General features: G+C 31.3%; 18 protein-coding genes. 10 read left to right on the forward strand and 8 right to left on the reverse strand.

Annotation, left to right across the window (positions count from 1 at the left end; genetic code table 11):
* Positions 1–4 precede the first annotated feature (4 nt).
* The gene (locus CLU82_RS11095) at positions 5–733 is read left to right on the forward strand and encodes an RNA methyltransferase (RefSeq protein ID WP_100843157.1); all 729 of its coding nucleotides are present in this window, start codon (positions 5–7) and stop codon (positions 731–733) included.
* A gap of 10 nt (positions 734–743) precedes the next feature.
* Here the strand turns inward: CLU82_RS11095 and CLU82_RS11100 are convergent, their stop codons facing one another.
* The 4 genes from CLU82_RS11100 to CLU82_RS11120 form a co-directional block, all read right to left on the reverse strand.
* Positions 744–1,454: a porin family protein gene (locus tag CLU82_RS11100; RefSeq protein ID WP_100845009.1), complete on the reverse strand. Its 711-nt coding sequence runs from the start codon at positions 1,452–1,454 to the stop codon at positions 744–746.
* Between the two features lie 22 nt (positions 1,455–1,476).
* Positions 1,477–2,208 carry a bifunctional demethylmenaquinone methyltransferase/2-methoxy-6-polyprenyl-1,4-benzoquinol methylase UbiE gene (gene ubiE / locus CLU82_RS11105; RefSeq protein ID WP_100843158.1) on the reverse strand — a complete coding sequence of 244 codons (732 nt, stop codon included), beginning with the start codon at positions 2,206–2,208 and terminating at the stop codon, positions 1,477–1,479.
* Positions 2,209–2,843: 635 nt separating this feature from the next.
* A complete protein-coding gene (locus CLU82_RS11115; RefSeq protein WP_100843159.1) occupies positions 2,844–3,326 on the reverse strand; it encodes a dihydrofolate reductase in 483 nt (160 codons plus the stop codon).
* 11 nt (positions 3,327–3,337) lie between these two features.
* Positions 3,338–3,670, reverse strand: a complete 333-nt coding sequence (locus CLU82_RS11120) for a 2TM domain-containing protein (RefSeq protein WP_100843160.1) — start codon at positions 3,668–3,670, stop codon at positions 3,338–3,340.
* A gap of 233 nt (positions 3,671–3,903) precedes the next feature.
* On the opposite strand from CLU82_RS11120, the gene CLU82_RS11125 reads away from it, so the two are divergent.
* Complete coding sequence (locus tag CLU82_RS11125; RefSeq protein WP_100843161.1) at positions 3,904–4,200, forward strand: isoamylase early set domain-containing protein; 297 nt, start codon at positions 3,904–3,906, stop codon at positions 4,198–4,200.
* Positions 4,201–4,239: 39 nt separating this feature from the next.
* Here CLU82_RS11125 and CLU82_RS11130 read toward each other — a convergent pair whose 3' ends face one another.
* The 4 genes from CLU82_RS11130 to CLU82_RS11145 form a co-directional block, all read right to left on the reverse strand.
* Positions 4,240–5,091 carry a thymidylate synthase gene (locus CLU82_RS11130; protein ID WP_100843162.1) on the reverse strand — a complete coding sequence of 284 codons (852 nt, stop codon included), beginning with the start codon at positions 5,089–5,091 and terminating at the stop codon, positions 4,240–4,242.
* 73 nt (positions 5,092–5,164) lie between these two features.
* Positions 5,165–5,782, reverse strand: a complete 618-nt coding sequence (locus CLU82_RS11135; protein ID WP_100843163.1) for a bifunctional nuclease family protein — start codon at positions 5,780–5,782, stop codon at positions 5,165–5,167.
* A gap of 163 nt (positions 5,783–5,945) precedes the next feature.
* Positions 5,946–6,914 (reverse strand): electron transfer flavoprotein subunit alpha/FixB family protein, encoded by a 969-nt coding sequence (locus CLU82_RS11140; RefSeq protein WP_100843164.1) that lies wholly within the window; start codon positions 6,912–6,914, stop codon positions 5,946–5,948.
* A 73-nt stretch (positions 6,915–6,987) separates the two neighbouring features.
* Positions 6,988–7,734, reverse strand: coding sequence for an electron transfer flavoprotein subunit beta/FixA family protein (locus CLU82_RS11145; protein ID WP_100843165.1), 747 nt, complete (start codon positions 7,732–7,734; stop codon positions 6,988–6,990).
* 290 nt (positions 7,735–8,024) lie between these two features.
* Between CLU82_RS11145 and CLU82_RS11150 the strand changes: the two genes are divergently transcribed.
* The 8 genes from CLU82_RS11150 to CLU82_RS11185 all read left to right on the forward strand — a co-directional run bounded on the left by CLU82_RS11150 (position 8,025) and on the right by CLU82_RS11185 (position 17,613).
* Positions 8,025–9,533 carry a T9SS type A sorting domain-containing protein gene (locus tag CLU82_RS11150; RefSeq protein WP_100843166.1) on the forward strand — a complete coding sequence of 503 codons (1,509 nt, stop codon included), beginning with the start codon at positions 8,025–8,027 and terminating at the stop codon, positions 9,531–9,533.
* Positions 9,534–9,620: 87 nt separating this feature from the next.
* Positions 9,621–10,826, forward strand: a complete 1,206-nt coding sequence (locus CLU82_RS11155; RefSeq protein WP_100843167.1) for a hypothetical protein — start codon at positions 9,621–9,623, stop codon at positions 10,824–10,826.
* Between the two features lie 177 nt (positions 10,827–11,003).
* Positions 11,004–12,944 (forward strand): hypothetical protein, encoded by a 1,941-nt coding sequence (locus tag CLU82_RS11160; protein ID WP_100843168.1) that lies wholly within the window; start codon positions 11,004–11,006, stop codon positions 12,942–12,944.
* A 12-nt stretch (positions 12,945–12,956) separates the two neighbouring features.
* Complete coding sequence (locus CLU82_RS11165) at positions 12,957–13,766, forward strand: hypothetical protein (protein ID WP_100843169.1); 810 nt, start codon at positions 12,957–12,959, stop codon at positions 13,764–13,766.
* Positions 13,767–13,872: 106 nt separating this feature from the next.
* Complete coding sequence (locus tag CLU82_RS11170) at positions 13,873–15,618, forward strand: leucine-rich repeat domain-containing protein (protein WP_100845011.1); 1,746 nt, start codon at positions 13,873–13,875, stop codon at positions 15,616–15,618.
* 19 nt (positions 15,619–15,637) lie between these two features.
* Positions 15,638–16,399: a hypothetical protein gene (locus CLU82_RS11175; protein WP_100843170.1), complete on the forward strand. Its 762-nt coding sequence runs from the start codon at positions 15,638–15,640 to the stop codon at positions 16,397–16,399.
* A gap of 144 nt (positions 16,400–16,543) precedes the next feature.
* Positions 16,544–16,936: a hypothetical protein gene (locus tag CLU82_RS11180; protein ID WP_100843171.1), complete on the forward strand. Its 393-nt coding sequence runs from the start codon at positions 16,544–16,546 to the stop codon at positions 16,934–16,936.
* 2 nt (positions 16,937–16,938) lie between these two features.
* A complete protein-coding gene (locus CLU82_RS11185; RefSeq protein WP_100843172.1) occupies positions 16,939–17,613 on the forward strand; it encodes a hypothetical protein in 675 nt (224 codons plus the stop codon).
* Positions 17,614–17,689 lie beyond the last annotated feature (76 nt).

The raw sequence follows: 17,689 nt of genomic DNA on the forward strand, positions 1-17,689 counted from the left end.
TTTTATGCTTAGTAAAAACCAAATAAAACTTATATCTAGTTTACAACAAAAAAAATATCGTTTTGCGAATCAATTATTTTTTGCTGAGGGTGTAAAAGTAATTCAAGAATTAGTAAAATCAAATTTTGAAATGGATCATCTTTATACAACGAAAGAAGATTTTAATGCGATTGCTTCTCATAAAAAGACGCTTATTGCTGAAAATGAGTTGAATAAAATTAGTGCTTTGACTACTCCAAATACTTGTTTGGCCGTATTTAAAATCCCTTTAGAAAATAAAATTATTGAATCTGGATTGATTGTTGCTCTCGATTCTATTAGAGATCCAGGTAATATGGGAACTATTCTTAGATTATGTGATTGGTTTGGAATTAAACAATTAGTTTGTTCAAAAGAAACTGTTGATATTTATAATCCGAAAGTGGTACAGGCTACTATGGGATCTATTGCTAGAGTAAATGTTAATTATGTTGATTTAGAAGATTTTTTGGAAAAAACTAAATTACCAGTTTTTGGAACATTTATGGATAGTGATACTATCTACAAATCAACTTTGCCTCAGGAAGGGATTATTGTTATGGGAAATGAAGCCAATGGAATATCTGAAAATATAGAAAAATTAGTCACAAAAAGAATTACAATTCCTCGTTTTGGAGATCTTCAAATTACCGAAAGCTTGAACGTAGCCACAGCTACAGCCATTATTTTAAGTGAATTTAGAAGACAAAGTTGAGGTTTTACTATTAATGAAACGTGAAATTGATTAAAATGGCTCTTGATTTCATAGATTCTATATTTCCAGTCCAAGGACTGTTTGGGTCTTTATCACGAATCAATTCATCAGAAATTCCAAATTGACCTCTAATCGAAGGAGAGAATATAAAATACTCCGAAAAAATATCAATACCAAAACCTATTTCATAATTAGTAGTCCACGTTTTTACTCTAAAACGTTCTTCGAGATTGTCATCAGGAGATTTTGAATTACTAGATAAATTTAAATTAGCGGATACACCTCCTAATAAGTAAGGACGTATATTTCCAGTTCTTAGTGCAGAAAATTTCAATAATAATGGAAAATTAATATAAGTGCTGTTTATTTCTCTTATAGCATCACTTGAGGAATTAAAATCTGAGTTTGGTGCATAATGTAAAGTTCTATCCGAATAATAAAGTCCTGGCTCAAAACGTAAGTCTAAATATTCTTGCAGTCTAAAGTTGGTTACTAATCCCACATTAAAACCTGTTGATTTGTCTGTCTGTATATCAGGGCCTACTGTTTTATAATCAATCTTGAAATCATAATTGTTGAATCCTAAATAAAAACCAAAATAGAGTTTTTTCTTTTGCCAATTTTCGAGATTAATTATCGGATCCTTACTAAAAATACTTTTAGATTGGGAGTTTCCTTTTATGGCAATGCTTAATAGAATTAATACAATTATTTTTTTCATATTTATGCTGAATATTTCAGTATTATTTTTTTGAAGCAGAGTAAATAGTTGCAACGCCAAATGTTTGAGGCAATGCATTCACCATTATAAACCCAGTTTTTCTTAAAATATTGTTTAAGGCTTCTCCGTAAGGGAAAGCAGCAGCAGATTCTGATAAATATCCATAGGCTACATTATCTTTTGAAAATAGTTTTCCTATCAGTGGTAGAATGTTTTTGCTGTAAAAATTATAACCTTGTTTATAAGGTGTTTTATCTGGAACCGAAGTTTCTAGAATAACAAATATTCCGCCAGGTTTTAATACTCTCAAGATTTCTGAAAGTCCTGTTTCAAGGTGTTCAAAATTTCTAACGCCAAAAGCTACCGTTATAGCGTCAAAATGATTATCTGCAAAAGGCATGCTTTCGGAATCTCCTAATACCATTTCAATAATTTGAGAGAGATTTTTTTCTTTAATTTTTTTTTCGCCTATTTCAAGCATTCCAGCCGATATGTCTAAACCTGTAATTTTTTCGGCTCCAGTTTGCGCCATTAAAATAGCAAGATCTCCAGTTCCAGTAGCAATGTCTAATATAGTTTTAGGATTAGTTTCTGCAACCAATTTCAAAACTTTTTTTCTCCATTTGACATCAATGCCAAATGAAATAACTCGGTTTAGGTTATCATAGTTTCCGGAAATGTTATCAAACATTTTGGCTACTTGTTCTTTTTTACTTAGAGAGGAGTCTTTATAAGGTGTGATTTCTTTTGGCATTTTTTTTATTTCTACAAATATAAACAAACTGCATAAACTATAATTGTGTTTTTTTTATTGAACAAAATTTTATTGTATCGTTGTTTTTGAAAATAATTTCTGAGTTCTGAGTGATTTTAAAAAAAATGAAAAATAATTGAAATATCACCAAAAGTGGGTATTGTGGAAATTGTTTTTATTACTGATGTTTGTACTTTAAAATTTAAATATTTTTTTTAATGATTAGACGGGAACTAATGACCCAAATCAAATGGATGCTTGTTGCGCTATTTATCTCATTTGTTCTTGTGTTGTTTTTTGAAGGTACTGTCACTAGTGGTAGTATTATTTTAAAAGCGCAAAATACGTTCTTAGGATTAAATTTGTTTTTGGAAATTTTAATTTTCTTCACCTTTAGTACCTTTGTGGTATTTGGTACTAAAGGTTTTTTTGAGTTGTACTCTCAAAAATTATCAAATTATATTGTCCTCATCTCGGGGGTAATATTGATATTTGTGATTTGTATATTATGTTATCAAATTGTAGTACAAGAGTAGGTCATTACCGCTAATCATTTAAAAAAAAGCATCCTAATTTAGGATGCTTTTTTTATTTTAAGAGTTATCTGAACTGAAGATTTTTGAAATAAATGTCAGTTAGATTTTGGTAAACGTTTGGTAAGTATAGGCAAATTGATGTTTATCATCTGCAGGGTTAAACTCGGTTTGAACTTCTTTCCAATCATTAGAATTGATTTCTGGAAAAAAAGCATCTGCATCAAAACTATGATGTACTCTTGTGATTTCAAGTTGATCAGCAAATGGAAGCCCTAAATTGTAAATTTCTCCTCCACCAATTATAAATGAAGTTTCATTTTCTGGACAAACCGCAAGAGCTTTTTCTATACTATCCACCACGATACAACCTTCAGGATTATAGTCTTTTTGTCTGGTTATAATAACATGCGTTCTATTAGGGAGTGGTTTTGGGAAGCTTTCAAATGTTTTTCTACCCATTATTATATGATGACCAGTAGTTAAGGATTTGAATCTTTTAAAATCATTAGGTAAATGCCAAACTAATTCATTGTTCTTTCCTAAGGCATTATTTTCTGCAACTGCAGCAATCATAATAATCATAATATTAGTGTTTATTTAGAATTATTGCTCTCAATTTTGGATTGTAATTGAGTAATTTTTTTTTGTTGTAAGGCTACAAGTCGGTCAATTTGATCTCTTTCCCAATATTTATTCATGAATCGATCGGTGATAAAAACCTTTATGAAATGCAACACAAAAATAAATAGCCATAAAGTAATAATCCAAATACACCAATTTAATTCTATTGCGGTTTCAAAAAAATAGACAGCCATAAATAAAAAAAGGCTGCACAATGTGAAGAAAACAAAATGGTAATACAATCTTTTCTTTTGCTTTATGCGGTTTCGGGCATATTCATATTGTTCGTGTAATTCCTTTTCCATAAAGTAGAATTTTGCTTATAAAGATAAAATTTATTTTCAAATGTAACTATTTTGATTGTCGAATATTTAATCAGAAATCGTTTTCTTGAACTGAAATTAATATTTAAGACATTCAATTTCTTTTTAATGACAAAAAAGAAGTGCTTTTTTTGTTAATATACTAAAAATGAGGATGTTTGTGTATGTTTCGAGATATTTTACTTACTTTGTTATAACCTAAAAATAAAATAGTTATGTCAGTAAAAAAACAATTTATAAAAACGAAACCTGTTTGTAAAGTTACTTTTTCTTTAGAAGCAAAGGAAGCTGATCAAGTGTCGGTAATTGGTGATTTTAACGATTGGAAAATTGAAGAAGGTGCTTTAAGCAAATTGAAAAATGGAACTTTTAAAGGGACTTTTGAATTAGATAAAGATTCAACATATGAGTTTAAATATGTAGTTGATGGTGCTTATATAAATGAACCAGAAGCAGATTCGTTCAAATGGAATGATTTTGCAGGAGCAGAGAATAGTGTATTAGTAGTATAGCAAAAAAAATCCGCTCATAGAAGCGGATTTTTTTATGTGTTATACAGCTACACTTCCTTTTATGAGGGCGTGTGGCTCATATCCCTCTAATGTAAAATCGTCGAAACCGAAATCGAAGATGTTTTTTATATTGGGATTTAATATCATTTTTGGCAACGGTTTGGGTTCACGGCTAAGTTGTAATTCAAGTTGTTCAAAATGATTGTTGTAAATATGGGCATCTCCAAAAGTATGTATGAAATCGCCAACTTCAAGATCGCAAACTTGTGCGATCATCATTGTTAGTAAAGCGTATGATGCAATATTAAATGGCACTCCAAGAAATATATCTGCACTGCGTTGATACAGTTGACAGGAAAGTTTTCCTTTGGTTTCTTCTTTAGCAGTATCTGGTGAGGCTACATAAAATTGGAAAAAAGCATGACAGGGAGGTAGGGCCGCTTTATTGTTAGCAACATTTTCCTCAAATGATTTTTTGGTGTCTGGTAATACAGATGGGTTCCATGCCGAAACAAGCATTCTACGGCTGTTAGGATTGGTTTTTAATTCGGTAATAAGTTCCGAAATTTGATCTATTTCTTCACTGTTCCAATTTCGCCATTGATGACCGTAAACAGGACCTAAATCACCATTACTATCAGCCCAAGCGTCCCATATTTTTACTCCGTTTTCTTGAAGATATTTTATATTAGTATCTCCTTTTAAGAACCAAAGCAATTCATAAATAATAGATTTAAGATGTAGTTTTTTGGTTGTTACCATTGGGAAACCTTCGCTCAAATCAAATCGCATTTGGTAGCCAAATACACTTTTGGTTCCTGTTCCTGTTCGATCGCCTTTTTGATTTCCGTTTTCTAAAACGTGTTTTACTAAGTCTAGGTATTGTTTCATTTTTAGGACTTTATGCTCTATGCTCTATGCTTTAAGCTTATTGCCTAATGCTTATTGCTTAATGCCTTTAATATTATCTTTTTGAAATTTCGTCTCGAATTTTAGCTGCTTTTTCGTAATCTTCTTGCTCAACGGCTTGTGCTAATAATTCGTTTAACTCCTGTAAACTATGATTAGAATAGGTATTACCTGATTCGTTACTCTCGGTACTGCCAAAAGTCTCTGGATTTGAAAGTATATCCTCTATTTCATTGGATGCTTCACTTTCAAGTGGATTGGCTTTTAAATAAATTCCAGCTTTGTCCAGTATGTTTTTATAGGTAAAAATTGGTGCGCTGAATCGAATAGCTAAAGCAATAGCATCTGAAGTTCGGGCATCAATTATTTCTTCGATTTTATCTCTTTCGCAAATAATGCTAGAATAAAAAACGCCATCGACTAGTTTGTGGATAATTACTTGTTTCACAACAATATCGAAACGTTCTGCAAAATTCTTGAATAAATCGTGTGTCAAAGGGCGAGGTGGCTTAATCTCTTTTTCTAAAGCAATCGCAATAGACTGGGCTTCGAAAGCTCCGATGACGATAGGTAATTTCCTTTCTCCATCAACCTCATTTAAAATTAACGCATAAGCGCCATTTTGAGTTTGACTGTATGAAATTCCTTTTATAGATAATTTAACTAAGCTCATGTTGGTATAGTGAGAAGTACAAAGTACTCTATTAATTTGTCTTTTTTCTAGTTCTAAATAAAGTGCAATTTTAATCAAAATTAATGGAACAAAAAAGCTACCTAAAGCAAAGATACAATTATCTTATTTTTAGGTAGCTTAATTTTATAAGAGAAATTAGATTTTAGGATTGTTGTTCCTTAAATGCTTTAAATTTGGCTATTAATTGAGGTACAATTTCAAATGCGTCTCCAACAACTCCATAATCCGCAACTTTAAAGAAAGGAGCTTCTGGATCACTATTAATAACTACTTTTACTTTAGAAGAGTTAATTCCTGCAATATGTTGTATTGCTCCAGAGATTCCAATAGCAATATATAAATTAGTTGCAACTGGTTTTCCTGTTTGACCTACGTGTTCTCCGTGAGGTCTCCATCCTAAATCGGATACTGGTTTTGAACAAGCAGTTGCAGCTCCAAGAACTCCAGCTAATTCTTCAATCATTCCCCAGTTTTCAGGCCCTTTAAGACCACGTCCTGCAGAAACTACGATATCAGCATCAGCAATTGAAACTTTTCCTGAAACTTTTTCTACCGATGTTACTTTTACTCCAAAATCACCATCTCCAATAGTTGGATTAAAATCTTCTTCGGTTAATGAAGAAGCACTTTCGAAAATACCATAAGAGTTTTTACCAATAGATAATACTTTTACATCAGTATTGATTTCTGTGATGTTGAAAGCTTTGTTTGAAAACGCATTTCTTTTTACTTGAAATGGTGAAGTACTTACAGGTAAGCCAACAACATTTGAAGCATAACCAGCCTCTAATGCTACTGCTACTAATGAAGCTAAGTAAATACTATCTGTTGTAGAAGATAATAAAACTATTTTGGTTGCTTCTTTTTGTGCCGCTTGCTTGATAACATCAGCGTATGCTTTTGCAGTAAAACCACTTAATTTATCATTATTTACTTTTAAAACTTTATCAACTCCGTATTTTGATAATTCAGAAACATCACCAGCATTTACGGTCACTGCTGTAACGGTTGTTCCTAATGATTCAGCTACTTTTTTTGCATAAGAAGCTAATTCTAATGCTACTTTTTTAAATTTTCCTTCTGCAGATTCTGCGTATATTAATATTGACATAATGATTTTAGATTTTAGATTTTAGATTTCAGGATTTAAAAAAAACTGACTACTAAAAACTGATTACTGAATACTAGATTACTTTCGCTTCGTTGTGTAATAAATTGATTAATTCATCCAGGTTATCTGCAGAAACTAATTTCACTGCTGATTTCGGAGCCGGTTTCTCAAATTTCACTGCTTTAGTATTTACTGCAGCATCAACTGGCTCAAGAATTGTTAACGCTTTTGTTCTAGCAGTCATAATTCCTCTCATGTTTGGAATACGTAAATCTTTTTCCTCAACAAGTCCTTTTTGTCCACCAATAATTAAAGGTAAAGTTGTAGCCACTGTTTCTTTTCCACCGTCAATTTCACGAACTGCAGTTACATTAGTACCATCAACTGTAATTGCAGTACAAGAGTTTAAAAAGTTATATCCTAAAATTCCAGCAAGCATACCAGGAACCATCCCTCCATTATAATCTAATGATTCTTTTCCTGCGATTACAATATCGTATCCGCCATTTTTAATTACTTCTGCTAATTGTTTAGCTACAAAAAATCCATCAGTTGGGTTTGTATTAACACGAATGGCTTCATTAGCGCCAATTGCTAATGCTTTTCTTAATGTTGGTTCGGTATCTGGTCCTCCAACATTGACAACTGTAACAGTAGCGCCTTGTTGTTCTTGAAACCAAATAGCACGTGTTAGACCAAATTCATCATTTGGATTAATTACATATTGAACTCCATTAGTATCAAAATCAGCATCTCCGTTAGTGAAGTTGATTTTTGATGTAGTATCAGGAACGTGACTTATGCAAACTAATATTTTCATAATTTATATATATTAAATTCTTTTTTTTCTCTGACAAATTTAAAATAATAAATTGAATAATTTACTATGCATGCATAATATTTTTTGTAACTATTACGATTTCGTAAGTTATTTGATGATAAGATTGTTTTTAATCAAAATTATTATAAATAACAGAAGGAATTTTGTGAATTATAACATTTTATGAATGTTGTCTCTGTTGTTGTAAATCATCATTTATAGTGAGGGTTACCTTTTTTTCGTGCGTTACTTTTGTTAAAGATGATAAACATGATAAAACTAAGTTAGTAATGAAAAAATATATTCTTCTTTGTTTTTTTGCATTCCAAGTAGTCACTTATGCACAATACACTACAATTCCAGATGTTAGTTTTGAAAACAAATTAATCTCATTAGGACTTGATACTGGTAATCCTGATGGGAAAGTGCTGACCGCAAGTATTGAAACAGTAACGGTTTTATATATTGATAATGCAAATATTTCTGATTTAACAGGAATACAGGATTTTGTAGCACTACAAGAATTGTATTGTTATTATAATGCTTTATCAACAGTTGATTTTTCTAAAAATACTGCCTTAACAATTTTGCAATGTTACCACAATCAATTGATAAATTTAAATTTTTCGGAGAATAGTAATCTGGAGTATTTAGATTGTTCTAATAATGGATTGTCTAGTTTAGATTTGTCTTTTAACACAGCATTGAAAACATTATATTGTGTTTCAAACCAAATAATAAGCCTAGAGTTTACCAAAAACCTAGCGTTGGAAAAAGTATTTTGTCATGGAAACCAACTGACTACTTTGAATGTTTCCCAAAATTCACTTTTGAACACTCTATCGTGTTATACTAATAGCTTGACAAGTTTGAATATCTCTAAAAATAAAGTACTAAATCGTTTGGATTGTTCTCGAAATCAGTTGAAAAACTTGGACGTTTCACAAAATATTAATTTGGATTATTTTGTTTTTACAAACAATCAACTAGTTTCTATAGATACTAAACAAAATTTAAAATTGACTTATTTAAGTTGTTCTTCAAATGAATTGACGGATTTGGACGTGTCTAAAAATGTAGCTTTAAAAAATTTATCCTGTTCTTCAAATCAAATTGCTTCATTGAATGTTTCCCAAAATAGTGCGTTGGAAACTTTAATTTGTGGTTCTAATGTATTAACAATCTTAGATCTTACCGCAAATGTTGCCTTGAATAATTTAATTGTTTCTAATAATCAATTGACTGTCATTAATGTTTCAAAACATACTGCTTTGACAAGATTGGAATGCAATAATAATTTGTTGACGGAGCTGGACGTTTCGAATAATAAACTTCTTGAATTCTTTAGATGTGATAGTAATAAATTATCTAGTTTGAATTTGAAAAATGGAAATAATACCAAGCTTTCTTTTAGTTATTCTAATTATCCCAATTTTACAAATAATACAGCTTTGAGTTGTATTTTGGTAGATAATACCTCTTATGCAGAGACCAATTGGGATAGTAAAAAAGATGTATCTGCAAGTTTTTCTGAAAACTGTAGCTTGGGTATAAACGATTCCTTTTTGAGTACGATTGCATTATATCCCAATCCTACAAATGGAGTACTACACATTGATAATGTATCATTGGAAAAAGCTATTGTTTATGATGCTTTGGGGCATACTATGAAAACTTTTTTGTTTCATAAGGGTTTAATAAATAGCAGTTTAGATTTGTCGAATTTGTCGAAAGGGATTTATTTCGTTTTATTAGAAAATGAAGGAGGGGCTTCTACTCAGAAAGTAGTAGTAGAATAAAATTCAAAAGCTACTAGAAACATAAAATCATCATAAATAGTGAGATCCATTAAATGGAATAGCCCGAATTTTGAAAAAAAAGAATGAATGCTGTCAATACTATTAAATACAACTGATTTAAAAAAGGAATTCGAAAGTGCACATTGGGTTCAAATAGTAGCAATTACCCCAAGTGATACTATTTATATTGCCTTATTAAATGTATGGATTACGGATAATTATCAATCTATTCAACAAGTAATTATATATTTTGAGGAGTCCAGAATAATTAAATTATATAAAAACATTCAGGAGAAAGAAATACGCTGGAAATGTATATTTAGTCTTGAAAATGGACAATATTGGTTAGGAAGTGGTTATTCTAGTTTTAATTCGGGAGCAAAATTGGCTTTATTCAAAGAAGATCAATTGTTAACATCTCGAATATTTAACAAAGGATATAGTACTGAGATAAACAAAATTGAAAATGGTAATAATGGTTCAATTCTTATAAATGGAAACTGGTATCAATGTGTGCCTGCAGGAGGGCACGATGATTTTTGGCCGGAAAGGTGGCAAACTAAAATATCAAAAGAAGGGCTTGATTTCATAGAGGTAGAAAATCCAGTAATTAAACAAAGCTATTTTTCATCTTCAGTTTTAGATTCAAATAATGAAAATTTTTATGTTCTAGAAAATCATGGTATTTCAAAATATTTGAATGAAGGGGAAATCATTTGGAACCAAGGATTGGGACATTTTGGACTAGAAGGCTTAATGCCATTGAATAAAATCGTTCCTTATTATAAAGTACATAATGGAATAACTGTTCATGACGGAGTTTGGTTTTCTGGCATAGATTATACGAATTCAGATAGATCGGTAGAAGATCCATTGTTTGGAAGAGTTACAGTTTGTGGGACTATACTTTCGTTTAATCATATCCTATATGATTTTCCCGAAATCTATAAAATTCACACTATAGTTTCAGGAATAGACAGCGATTGCCTATTGATTGGGGAAACATTACGCATAGGTGAAGGTACTGGATTGTTCCTCCTTCATGTACATTTTTCGAATGGTGTTTTTTCTACAAACATTAAATATCTGAACTGCAATGGCGATGATTTACAACTTTCTGTAAGTGATAGCCCATCGTTTCAGGAACGTTATTTAGATATAAAAGGGGTCTATCCTCAAAGTTCCAGTCTGGAAGATTTGAATGAAATTATAATTTTTGGTAATGTAAATTATCTGCGCAATAGAGACAATGGAATGGTTTGGTCAGTTAAAATTGATACAGTCTTTGAATAACTAAAAAGAAATAAGAATGTATCTTAAAAATAGAATTGATAATATTTATTTGCACCTAATTTTTTTAATTCTGAACACATTGTAAACAAGGCGCAGCAATTCACGCCTCTTATGAGCAAATGCAAAAACATAATTTGAATACAGATTTAGATATCCTCTCCGAAATACAATAATTAAATGATAAAAAATTATAGATCTTATCAAAAAACAAAAGAAGTTTATTTTAGTGGAGAGAGTGTCTTTCCTCTAGGATTAATTCTTATAGCCTCTGCTATCACTTATGGATTATTCTATTTTTTTGGAATGGGGATTGCCTTGTTTTTTAATGTGATCATTTCATGGTGTTCATATTTTTACGTGTATTATTATGGTAAGTCAAGTATCGGTATAACTTTTGATTTTTTAAAAGGAGTCTTTCTTATACTGGCGTTATTGATTTTTGTTGATTACGGAGTTTACACCCTTGTTGTCTATCAAAAAACAGGAGTATTTAATAGCCTTTATTTTAAACTTTGGACGTCTATTTTATTTGGAATTCCTACGTTGTATTACGTTTTTCAATATAGTAGTTATTATTTTTCTGAATGGAGAATGGCAACAAACTATCTGAAGGTATCATTAAAAATACATCATGATAGAGAATTGCTTACTCATATTGATACTATACAATTTGTAAGCATTTCAAAACGTACAATGTCTAATATTAAGTTAGAAAAAGCACCTTGTTTTTATTCGGAAAGGGAGTTGGGAAAAATGGAGGATAATAGTACCCGAAATTATTATTTAGAAAAAAGTGTTTTTAGTGATACCATACATTTACCTTTTGGGACAGACCATCTTTTTATGTCTTGGTATTCGATTGTGGAAGATAAATATTATGATATCGAATTGCCTTTTCCTTTTTATAAAATGATTCTTGAACGAGAAAAATACCCCACAAATGTTTCTGGGATTTTGAGAGGCAAAAAAACCAAACGACTAAATCTCCAAATTCACGCCAATGGAGGAATAAAACTTTTTAATAGTGACACTGTTTTGATTAACCATCTGGACAGTATTCCAACTTCAATTACTGAAGAAGTTCGAAATGAAAAAATAAAAAGGCATCGCTATTCACACGAATATTATAGTGAGCCAAAAGCCTTTTCGAGTTTGATAGAAAAGATTAAAGCTTCTGGAGGAATTGAAGAACGCTTTTTAATACAAAATAAATTAGTTCCTTGGAGTATGACTATTTCGGGGCTGGAGGGCAAAAATTACTTGGAGATATCTGATGTTTCTTTTAATGAGTATGAAACCGAAAAAGAAACTTTGGAACTATCGATGTTGAGGTTCTTGCCAAAAAAAATTGAAATTGTGTACAGAGGCGATTATTTATACCGTTGGCTCATTTTACGAATCAATACCCAAAAACTCTATCAATACATACAAAAACTCACTGAAGAGAATGAAGAGAATCCCATTTTATTTGATCTTGCTTTTCAAAATTCACCAAAAATAACAGACTTGAAATTTACGATTACTGCCAATGAAAAATCGATAGTTTTTCCTGGTTGGGAGATTCAAATAGATAAAGTTCGTAAAGAAAGTATGGATGATCATTTGCTTGACAAAAATGAAGACCAAACCAAACGTACTCTTCTAAAAGAAGCTTGGGCATTCGTTGGAAACAAACAATACGATTTGGCTCAGGAAAAATGTGATGCAATATTAGCAATCGACCCAAGGTATGGATATGCTTATTTTTTGGAGTCTCGATTAGTATGGTATAAACAAGGATTTGAAGCCTGCTACGCCAAAAGAGATTATTTTATTGCCAAAACAAAACATGAACCAAGTGCTTTGGCACATATTTATAATAATTACGGATGCCTATTAGATCAAGAACTACGATATGAAGAGTCTATATTATATTTTGAAAAAGCAATAGAATCGTATCCAAAAGAGGGGCTATATGTGTGTAATCTTGCTGAGATATATTGTAAACTAAGAGATGCTGAGAAAGCGCTCGAATTAGGAAAGAAAGCAGAAAAACTGGGATATGAATCGGAAACGCTAAATGCTATTTTAGTAAGTGAAGGTACTCATGATTTTACCTTGTTTGAAGAAAGAAAATAATTTAAAACGAATATGATGGGTGAAGATATTAGAGAATTAACGGGGATTTTGATAGTTTTTGTATTAATTATTGCTGCCATGCAGTGGTTTTTGCTGCGATTTACCCATTGGTCAGTTGCATTCGTTGTAACTGGTATTATTGCCTTCGTGGTTTCATTTTTGTATGTATCTCTCAGTAATGCCAGCCCAAATGGAGGTAGTACCGGACCCAATGTATCAGAGTTTATAACACCTACGCTTATCATTTTTGCATCTTTGCTTTGTGGACTGGTCTTGGTTAGTTACTTGACTCAAATTCGATTACCAAAATTAGTTTTTATACTTCCGCTTGTTCTTATTGCTGTGTTTGCCATCGCGCGGTATATGTATGGTTATATAGATGATGTGACGGTATATCGTGAAATTTTTAGTAGTTGTATTATAGAAATAGAAAACAACTCAGGAGAAAATCTAGTACACGAAATTAGTTTTCAAAACAAGTCTAACAGTCTCACGACGACTATCGATCCAAGCGAGAAGGAACCACCTTATCCGTTTATTCCAAGATCTGCGGATAAAATAATTTTTCGTTGTGTTTCCGTTAAAATGGATCGGATGTTCTTTCAAGATTTTCCGTTTGATTACAGTTTGTGTAAAGAAAAAGATGGAGAAAGGATGGGGCTTTGTTTTTGGCTTCGTCAGAAAGTTGTTTTGCCCATAAAAATAGTCTTGCAACCCAACAATAGAGTCGATTTGTATATTGATAATCATTTGGCAAATCAATATCAACTGCATAACCAGGATTTATCCATGACAGTAATGCATAAAGGCAAGTATAAATAGAAACATAATACGACGAAAATATAAAATATTTCAATATTAACGACCTCTTATTTGGAGAGTTATGATGTGAGGAATGTCCTTTATTAATAATAGTAACATGATTAAAATGATAAATTTTTATATACTAATTCCGGTTTTATTGATGGGATTCTTCCTTTTTGCACAACCCCGAAATTCATCAAAGTATAAATATCTGTTTCGCAATACAATATTAAGTAAGTCTAAAAAACACGAATTGGCTTCTGTACTGCGTGGACGCGTGTATTATCCACGTTATTTTTACATTCCATCCTTAAAACAATATATGGTCTATTCGGATCTGGACGAAACAGGACCTTTTAGAATGTCTCAAATGAAAAGCAAACCTGAAGGAAAGGCTTACTCGTTACTGGATGAAAATGGAAACAATGTTATTACATTCGAAACACCCTTGCGTTTTTCTTCCCGCAGCGGTAGTTTTTATGGAGCTTCATCATATATTCCGTTTTTAGAAACTGGAAAAAAAGAGACTCATTCTTATGATCAAATATACAATTCAACTTTAGACCTAAGTAGAAGAGAATTTGAAAAACTTTTTATACAATTGTATACATCATCCGAATATGTAGAGTTTATAAATCTTCGTACATCGGGGGATGATATTCATGAAGCAGGTGTTGTTTTTAAACGTCAGGACAAGGTTGAGGTTTTGCTTGCGGGATTGCGGGATAGTCGTATGATTCGCTATTTTCAGGAAGACAAAAAGATTAATAATTTTGATGATTATTACTTACCTGATATTAAAGATAAAGAAACCTTTCCACAATCGAAACCTTCAATTGAAATGATTTGGCTCGAAACGAAAGATACAAATCCTTTTGTTCATTGGCGAACAGGTTTAAATCATGAGTTTCGCATTAAAAAATATATCGGTACTTATGCTTCTGGCTGGAGGGGCATTATGAAGGTGGGTGGTATTCCGATTTATGCACCAAGCGAAACTTCAGGAACAGTGTATGTACGTTTTAAGACGAAAGGTGAAACTTTTAGAGTCAAAATCTTAGATGTCGAAAAGTTTGGACCAGCCTATAATTTAGGGCTTCGTACTTTTCAATTGCCTGCATCTATTCGCACAAAGAACTCATTGGTCTTTATGGAATCTGTGCAAAATTGTGGAGATAACCGTTTGGGTGGAGGAGTTTTCGTGGTTCGGCCAACTGCGAATACAAATTCATCTGCCGATATTCCATCAGACATGACAGAAGAACATTTTAATACTTTGCCTGTAACTTTACAAGAGGCATTATTGGATCCAAATGCGGTAACATCATTAAAAGTGTATGATGAAAATCGTAGAGAATGGATTCCCGAATTAGAACGATTAAAGAATCTTACCCATTTAGAAATAACCACTGCAATAAGCGAAATTCCAGATGCTATTTCAAAATTTCCTAAATTACAGGAATTGAGAATGGAACACTGTAACATTGATAAAATTTCGCCACAACTGGCACAACTGACTGAATTGAGAGAGTTAAATTTATTTTCAAATAAATTAACGGAGTTTCCTCTTGCTTTTTTGGAACTAAAAAATCTAAAGAGATTAAATATTGGTGCCAATAGAATTTCAAACTTACCGAGTAATATCAATGTATTGAATCAATTGGAATATCTGAGCTTAACATTGACAGAAGTAACCACTTTACCAGAATCAATGATTGGAATGAAAAAATTATATATCGACGACAGTAATGATCTTGAGCACAAAGTACCCAAAGAATACAAACATTTGTTTGTGTATACTAAAGAAAAATTGGAGGCTCATGATTTGTATTATCATCAACAAAAACAAAAATTACAACTAAATTATTAATTACAATAAATCATTAAAAATGAATAAATTAAAACAAATTATTGCCTTCCTTTTAATCATGACTAGCTTTTTTTCTTGTTCTAAAGAAGACAACGCTAAAGAAACTCCTGAAAAAGAAAGTATTAACAAAAAATGGATTGTTGGAAATTCAGCCGAATTCAAATCGATTGAATTTGATACTAATGGAAATTATATTATCACAAAAAATAAAATTGATGTAACCTCAAAAGTTAAAGAAGCTGAAGAAATTATTTTGCTAGGTACTTACGAAATATTAGATACGGATGTTTTTTTACTATCTGATTTTGGAACATTGAAATATGATGATAGTGACCCAAACCATATTAAATTTTCGGTTAAGTATGAAGGTTCTGATACCTACACTTATGAATTAAATGTGACTAAATCCGCTGAATTTACTAGTACACCTAAGACCGATTTACTATGTAATAATACTTGGAAATTTACTAGAAAAGAGCCTATTAAGGATACAATTAATTTAATAAATTTTTCTAAAGCAGGAACGTGTTTTACAAATTTCAGTAATAGTTCGGCAAACGTTTTGAATATAACACAGTTTGGTAAATGGAAATGGCAAGACAAGGAAGAAACTAAAATAGTAATTACACAGATAAAATATCCTCAGTGGATTATAGACAAAGATGAAGAAGTTGAGTTTGAAATAACTAAGCTCACTAGTACAAGACTTGAAATGAGTGAAGTTTTTAATAATGAGACTTATACTGTTGCGTTTGATACGATAAGAGTCTTAAAAAAATAAAGCAATTCCTTTTAAAAGAATATTTTTGTTTGTACTTTTTTTTAAGATGTAAAATCACTATAAATAGTGAGTGTTACTAAAAGCCTCAAGATTAGATTTGTATTATAAAGTTTTATAATTAATTAATAATAAAAAATTTAACCCATGGGATTAGCAGAAAAACGTACAGCAGAATCAATTAAAACAGAGAAACTTCCAGCTTTTGAAGCAAAACTAAAAGACAAAGCAGGTTATGATATTAAAGTAGATATCAACTGGGATACTTTTACCGCTTATGATCAATATCCGCTTTCAAGATTAGATATTGTTTTTGATGATTTAGAATCATTCGTTAAAAAAATATGTTCTGATGATATGGGTAAAGAGGCTTTACAGGACAAAATGTCAACTATTCAATTGACTAATTCTGATAATAATGATGATGTAAAAATGGAACTTAAAGATAATACATTGTCGTTGACAGTTCAATTGGTACAAGGGTCTTTTAGTTCTCAAACTGATTCACAAATTGCTAACTATGTAGAAGCATTGTTGTAATCATGATTGCATCATATCAAAAAAATCTATTCAAAGACTTTTTCAGTTGGTTTTCAGAACTCACTGATTTAGCTCAAAATACAGAAGATAATTCCAGTTTACCGAAACTGGAATTATTATTACATACAGGAAATTCAATTCGTGGTAGTATTATTCAATCTCGAAAAACTGCCAATGAGCATTTATTAATGATTCTTGAAATTCCTGATTCTTATTCAAAATCTGATATTACATTAGTTTCAAGCAGCCAAGTTGTAGCCATTACACTTGTTGAACCGAGTCATTATTTAAAATTTTTTGCCGCTCCGGAGAATACTGTGATAGTGGGAAGTTTGGAATTAAAACGAGCAGTCAAAAATACTGAAGCTGAATTGGAAAAAATCGTTGGAGAGAAAATACAATTCCTTTTGAATGTTGATGCATTTCCAGAAAGTTCTAGAAGCGATATATTGAGAACCATTAATTTTCTGCCTGCTATTTTTGAAACACTTACTGCGGATGAATTAGGTAGAAAAATAGTTCGAAGCACCATAAAAAATATCCAAATTACCGTCGCAACAACCAATGTTATTACACTAAAAGAGCAAACGTTGCATTTGGAAATACTTTCACCTTTGTCAATCTTGGAAGCAAAAGAGAAAGAGAGAATAAAAACTGCTATCGAGAATTTATTATAGCAAAAACAACTCCTTTATTTTTTTTTGAAAGTAAAATCATCATTTATAGTGAGGGATATGGTTTACTCAATCTATA

It is taken from the genome of Flavobacterium sp. 5 (genome assembly GCF_002813295.1).
Taxonomy (GTDB): domain Bacteria; phylum Bacteroidota; class Bacteroidia; order Flavobacteriales; family Flavobacteriaceae; genus Flavobacterium.

Coding starts and splice junctions, on each gene's coding strand:
- CLU82_RS11095 (WP_100843157.1), top strand. CDS start 5: ATGCTTAGTAAAAACCAAATAAAACTTATATCTAGTTTACAACAAAAA.
- CLU82_RS11100 (WP_100845009.1), bottom strand. CDS start 1,454: ATGAAAAAAATAATTGTATTAATTCTATTAAGCATTGCCATAAAAGGA.
- ubiE (WP_100843158.1), bottom strand. CDS start 2,208: ATGCCAAAAGAAATCACACCTTATAAAGACTCCTCTCTAAGTAAAAAA.
- CLU82_RS11115 (WP_100843159.1), bottom strand. CDS start 3,326: ATGATTATTATGATTGCTGCAGTTGCAGAAAATAATGCCTTAGGAAAG.
- CLU82_RS11120 (WP_100843160.1), bottom strand. CDS start 3,670: ATGGAAAAGGAATTACACGAACAATATGAATATGCCCGAAACCGCATA.
- CLU82_RS11125 (WP_100843161.1), top strand. CDS start 3,904: ATGTCAGTAAAAAAACAATTTATAAAAACGAAACCTGTTTGTAAAGTT.
- CLU82_RS11130 (WP_100843162.1), bottom strand. CDS start 5,091: ATGAAACAATACCTAGACTTAGTAAAACACGTTTTAGAAAACGGAAAT.
- CLU82_RS11135 (WP_100843163.1), bottom strand. CDS start 5,782: ATGAGCTTAGTTAAATTATCTATAAAAGGAATTTCATACAGTCAAACT.
- CLU82_RS11140 (WP_100843164.1), bottom strand. CDS start 6,914: ATGTCAATATTAATATACGCAGAATCTGCAGAAGGAAAATTTAAAAAA.
- CLU82_RS11145 (WP_100843165.1), bottom strand. CDS start 7,734: ATGAAAATATTAGTTTGCATAAGTCACGTTCCTGATACTACATCAAAA.
- CLU82_RS11150 (WP_100843166.1), top strand. CDS start 8,025: ATGAAAAAATATATTCTTCTTTGTTTTTTTGCATTCCAAGTAGTCACT.
- CLU82_RS11155 (WP_100843167.1), top strand. CDS start 9,621: ATGCTGTCAATACTATTAAATACAACTGATTTAAAAAAGGAATTCGAA.
- CLU82_RS11160 (WP_100843168.1), top strand. CDS start 11,004: ATGATAAAAAATTATAGATCTTATCAAAAAACAAAAGAAGTTTATTTT.
- CLU82_RS11165 (WP_100843169.1), top strand. CDS start 12,957: ATGATGGGTGAAGATATTAGAGAATTAACGGGGATTTTGATAGTTTTT.
- CLU82_RS11170 (WP_100845011.1), top strand. CDS start 13,873: ATGATAAATTTTTATATACTAATTCCGGTTTTATTGATGGGATTCTTC.
- CLU82_RS11175 (WP_100843170.1), top strand. CDS start 15,638: ATGAATAAATTAAAACAAATTATTGCCTTCCTTTTAATCATGACTAGC.
- CLU82_RS11180 (WP_100843171.1), top strand. CDS start 16,544: ATGGGATTAGCAGAAAAACGTACAGCAGAATCAATTAAAACAGAGAAA.
- CLU82_RS11185 (WP_100843172.1), top strand. CDS start 16,939: ATGATTGCATCATATCAAAAAAATCTATTCAAAGACTTTTTCAGTTGG.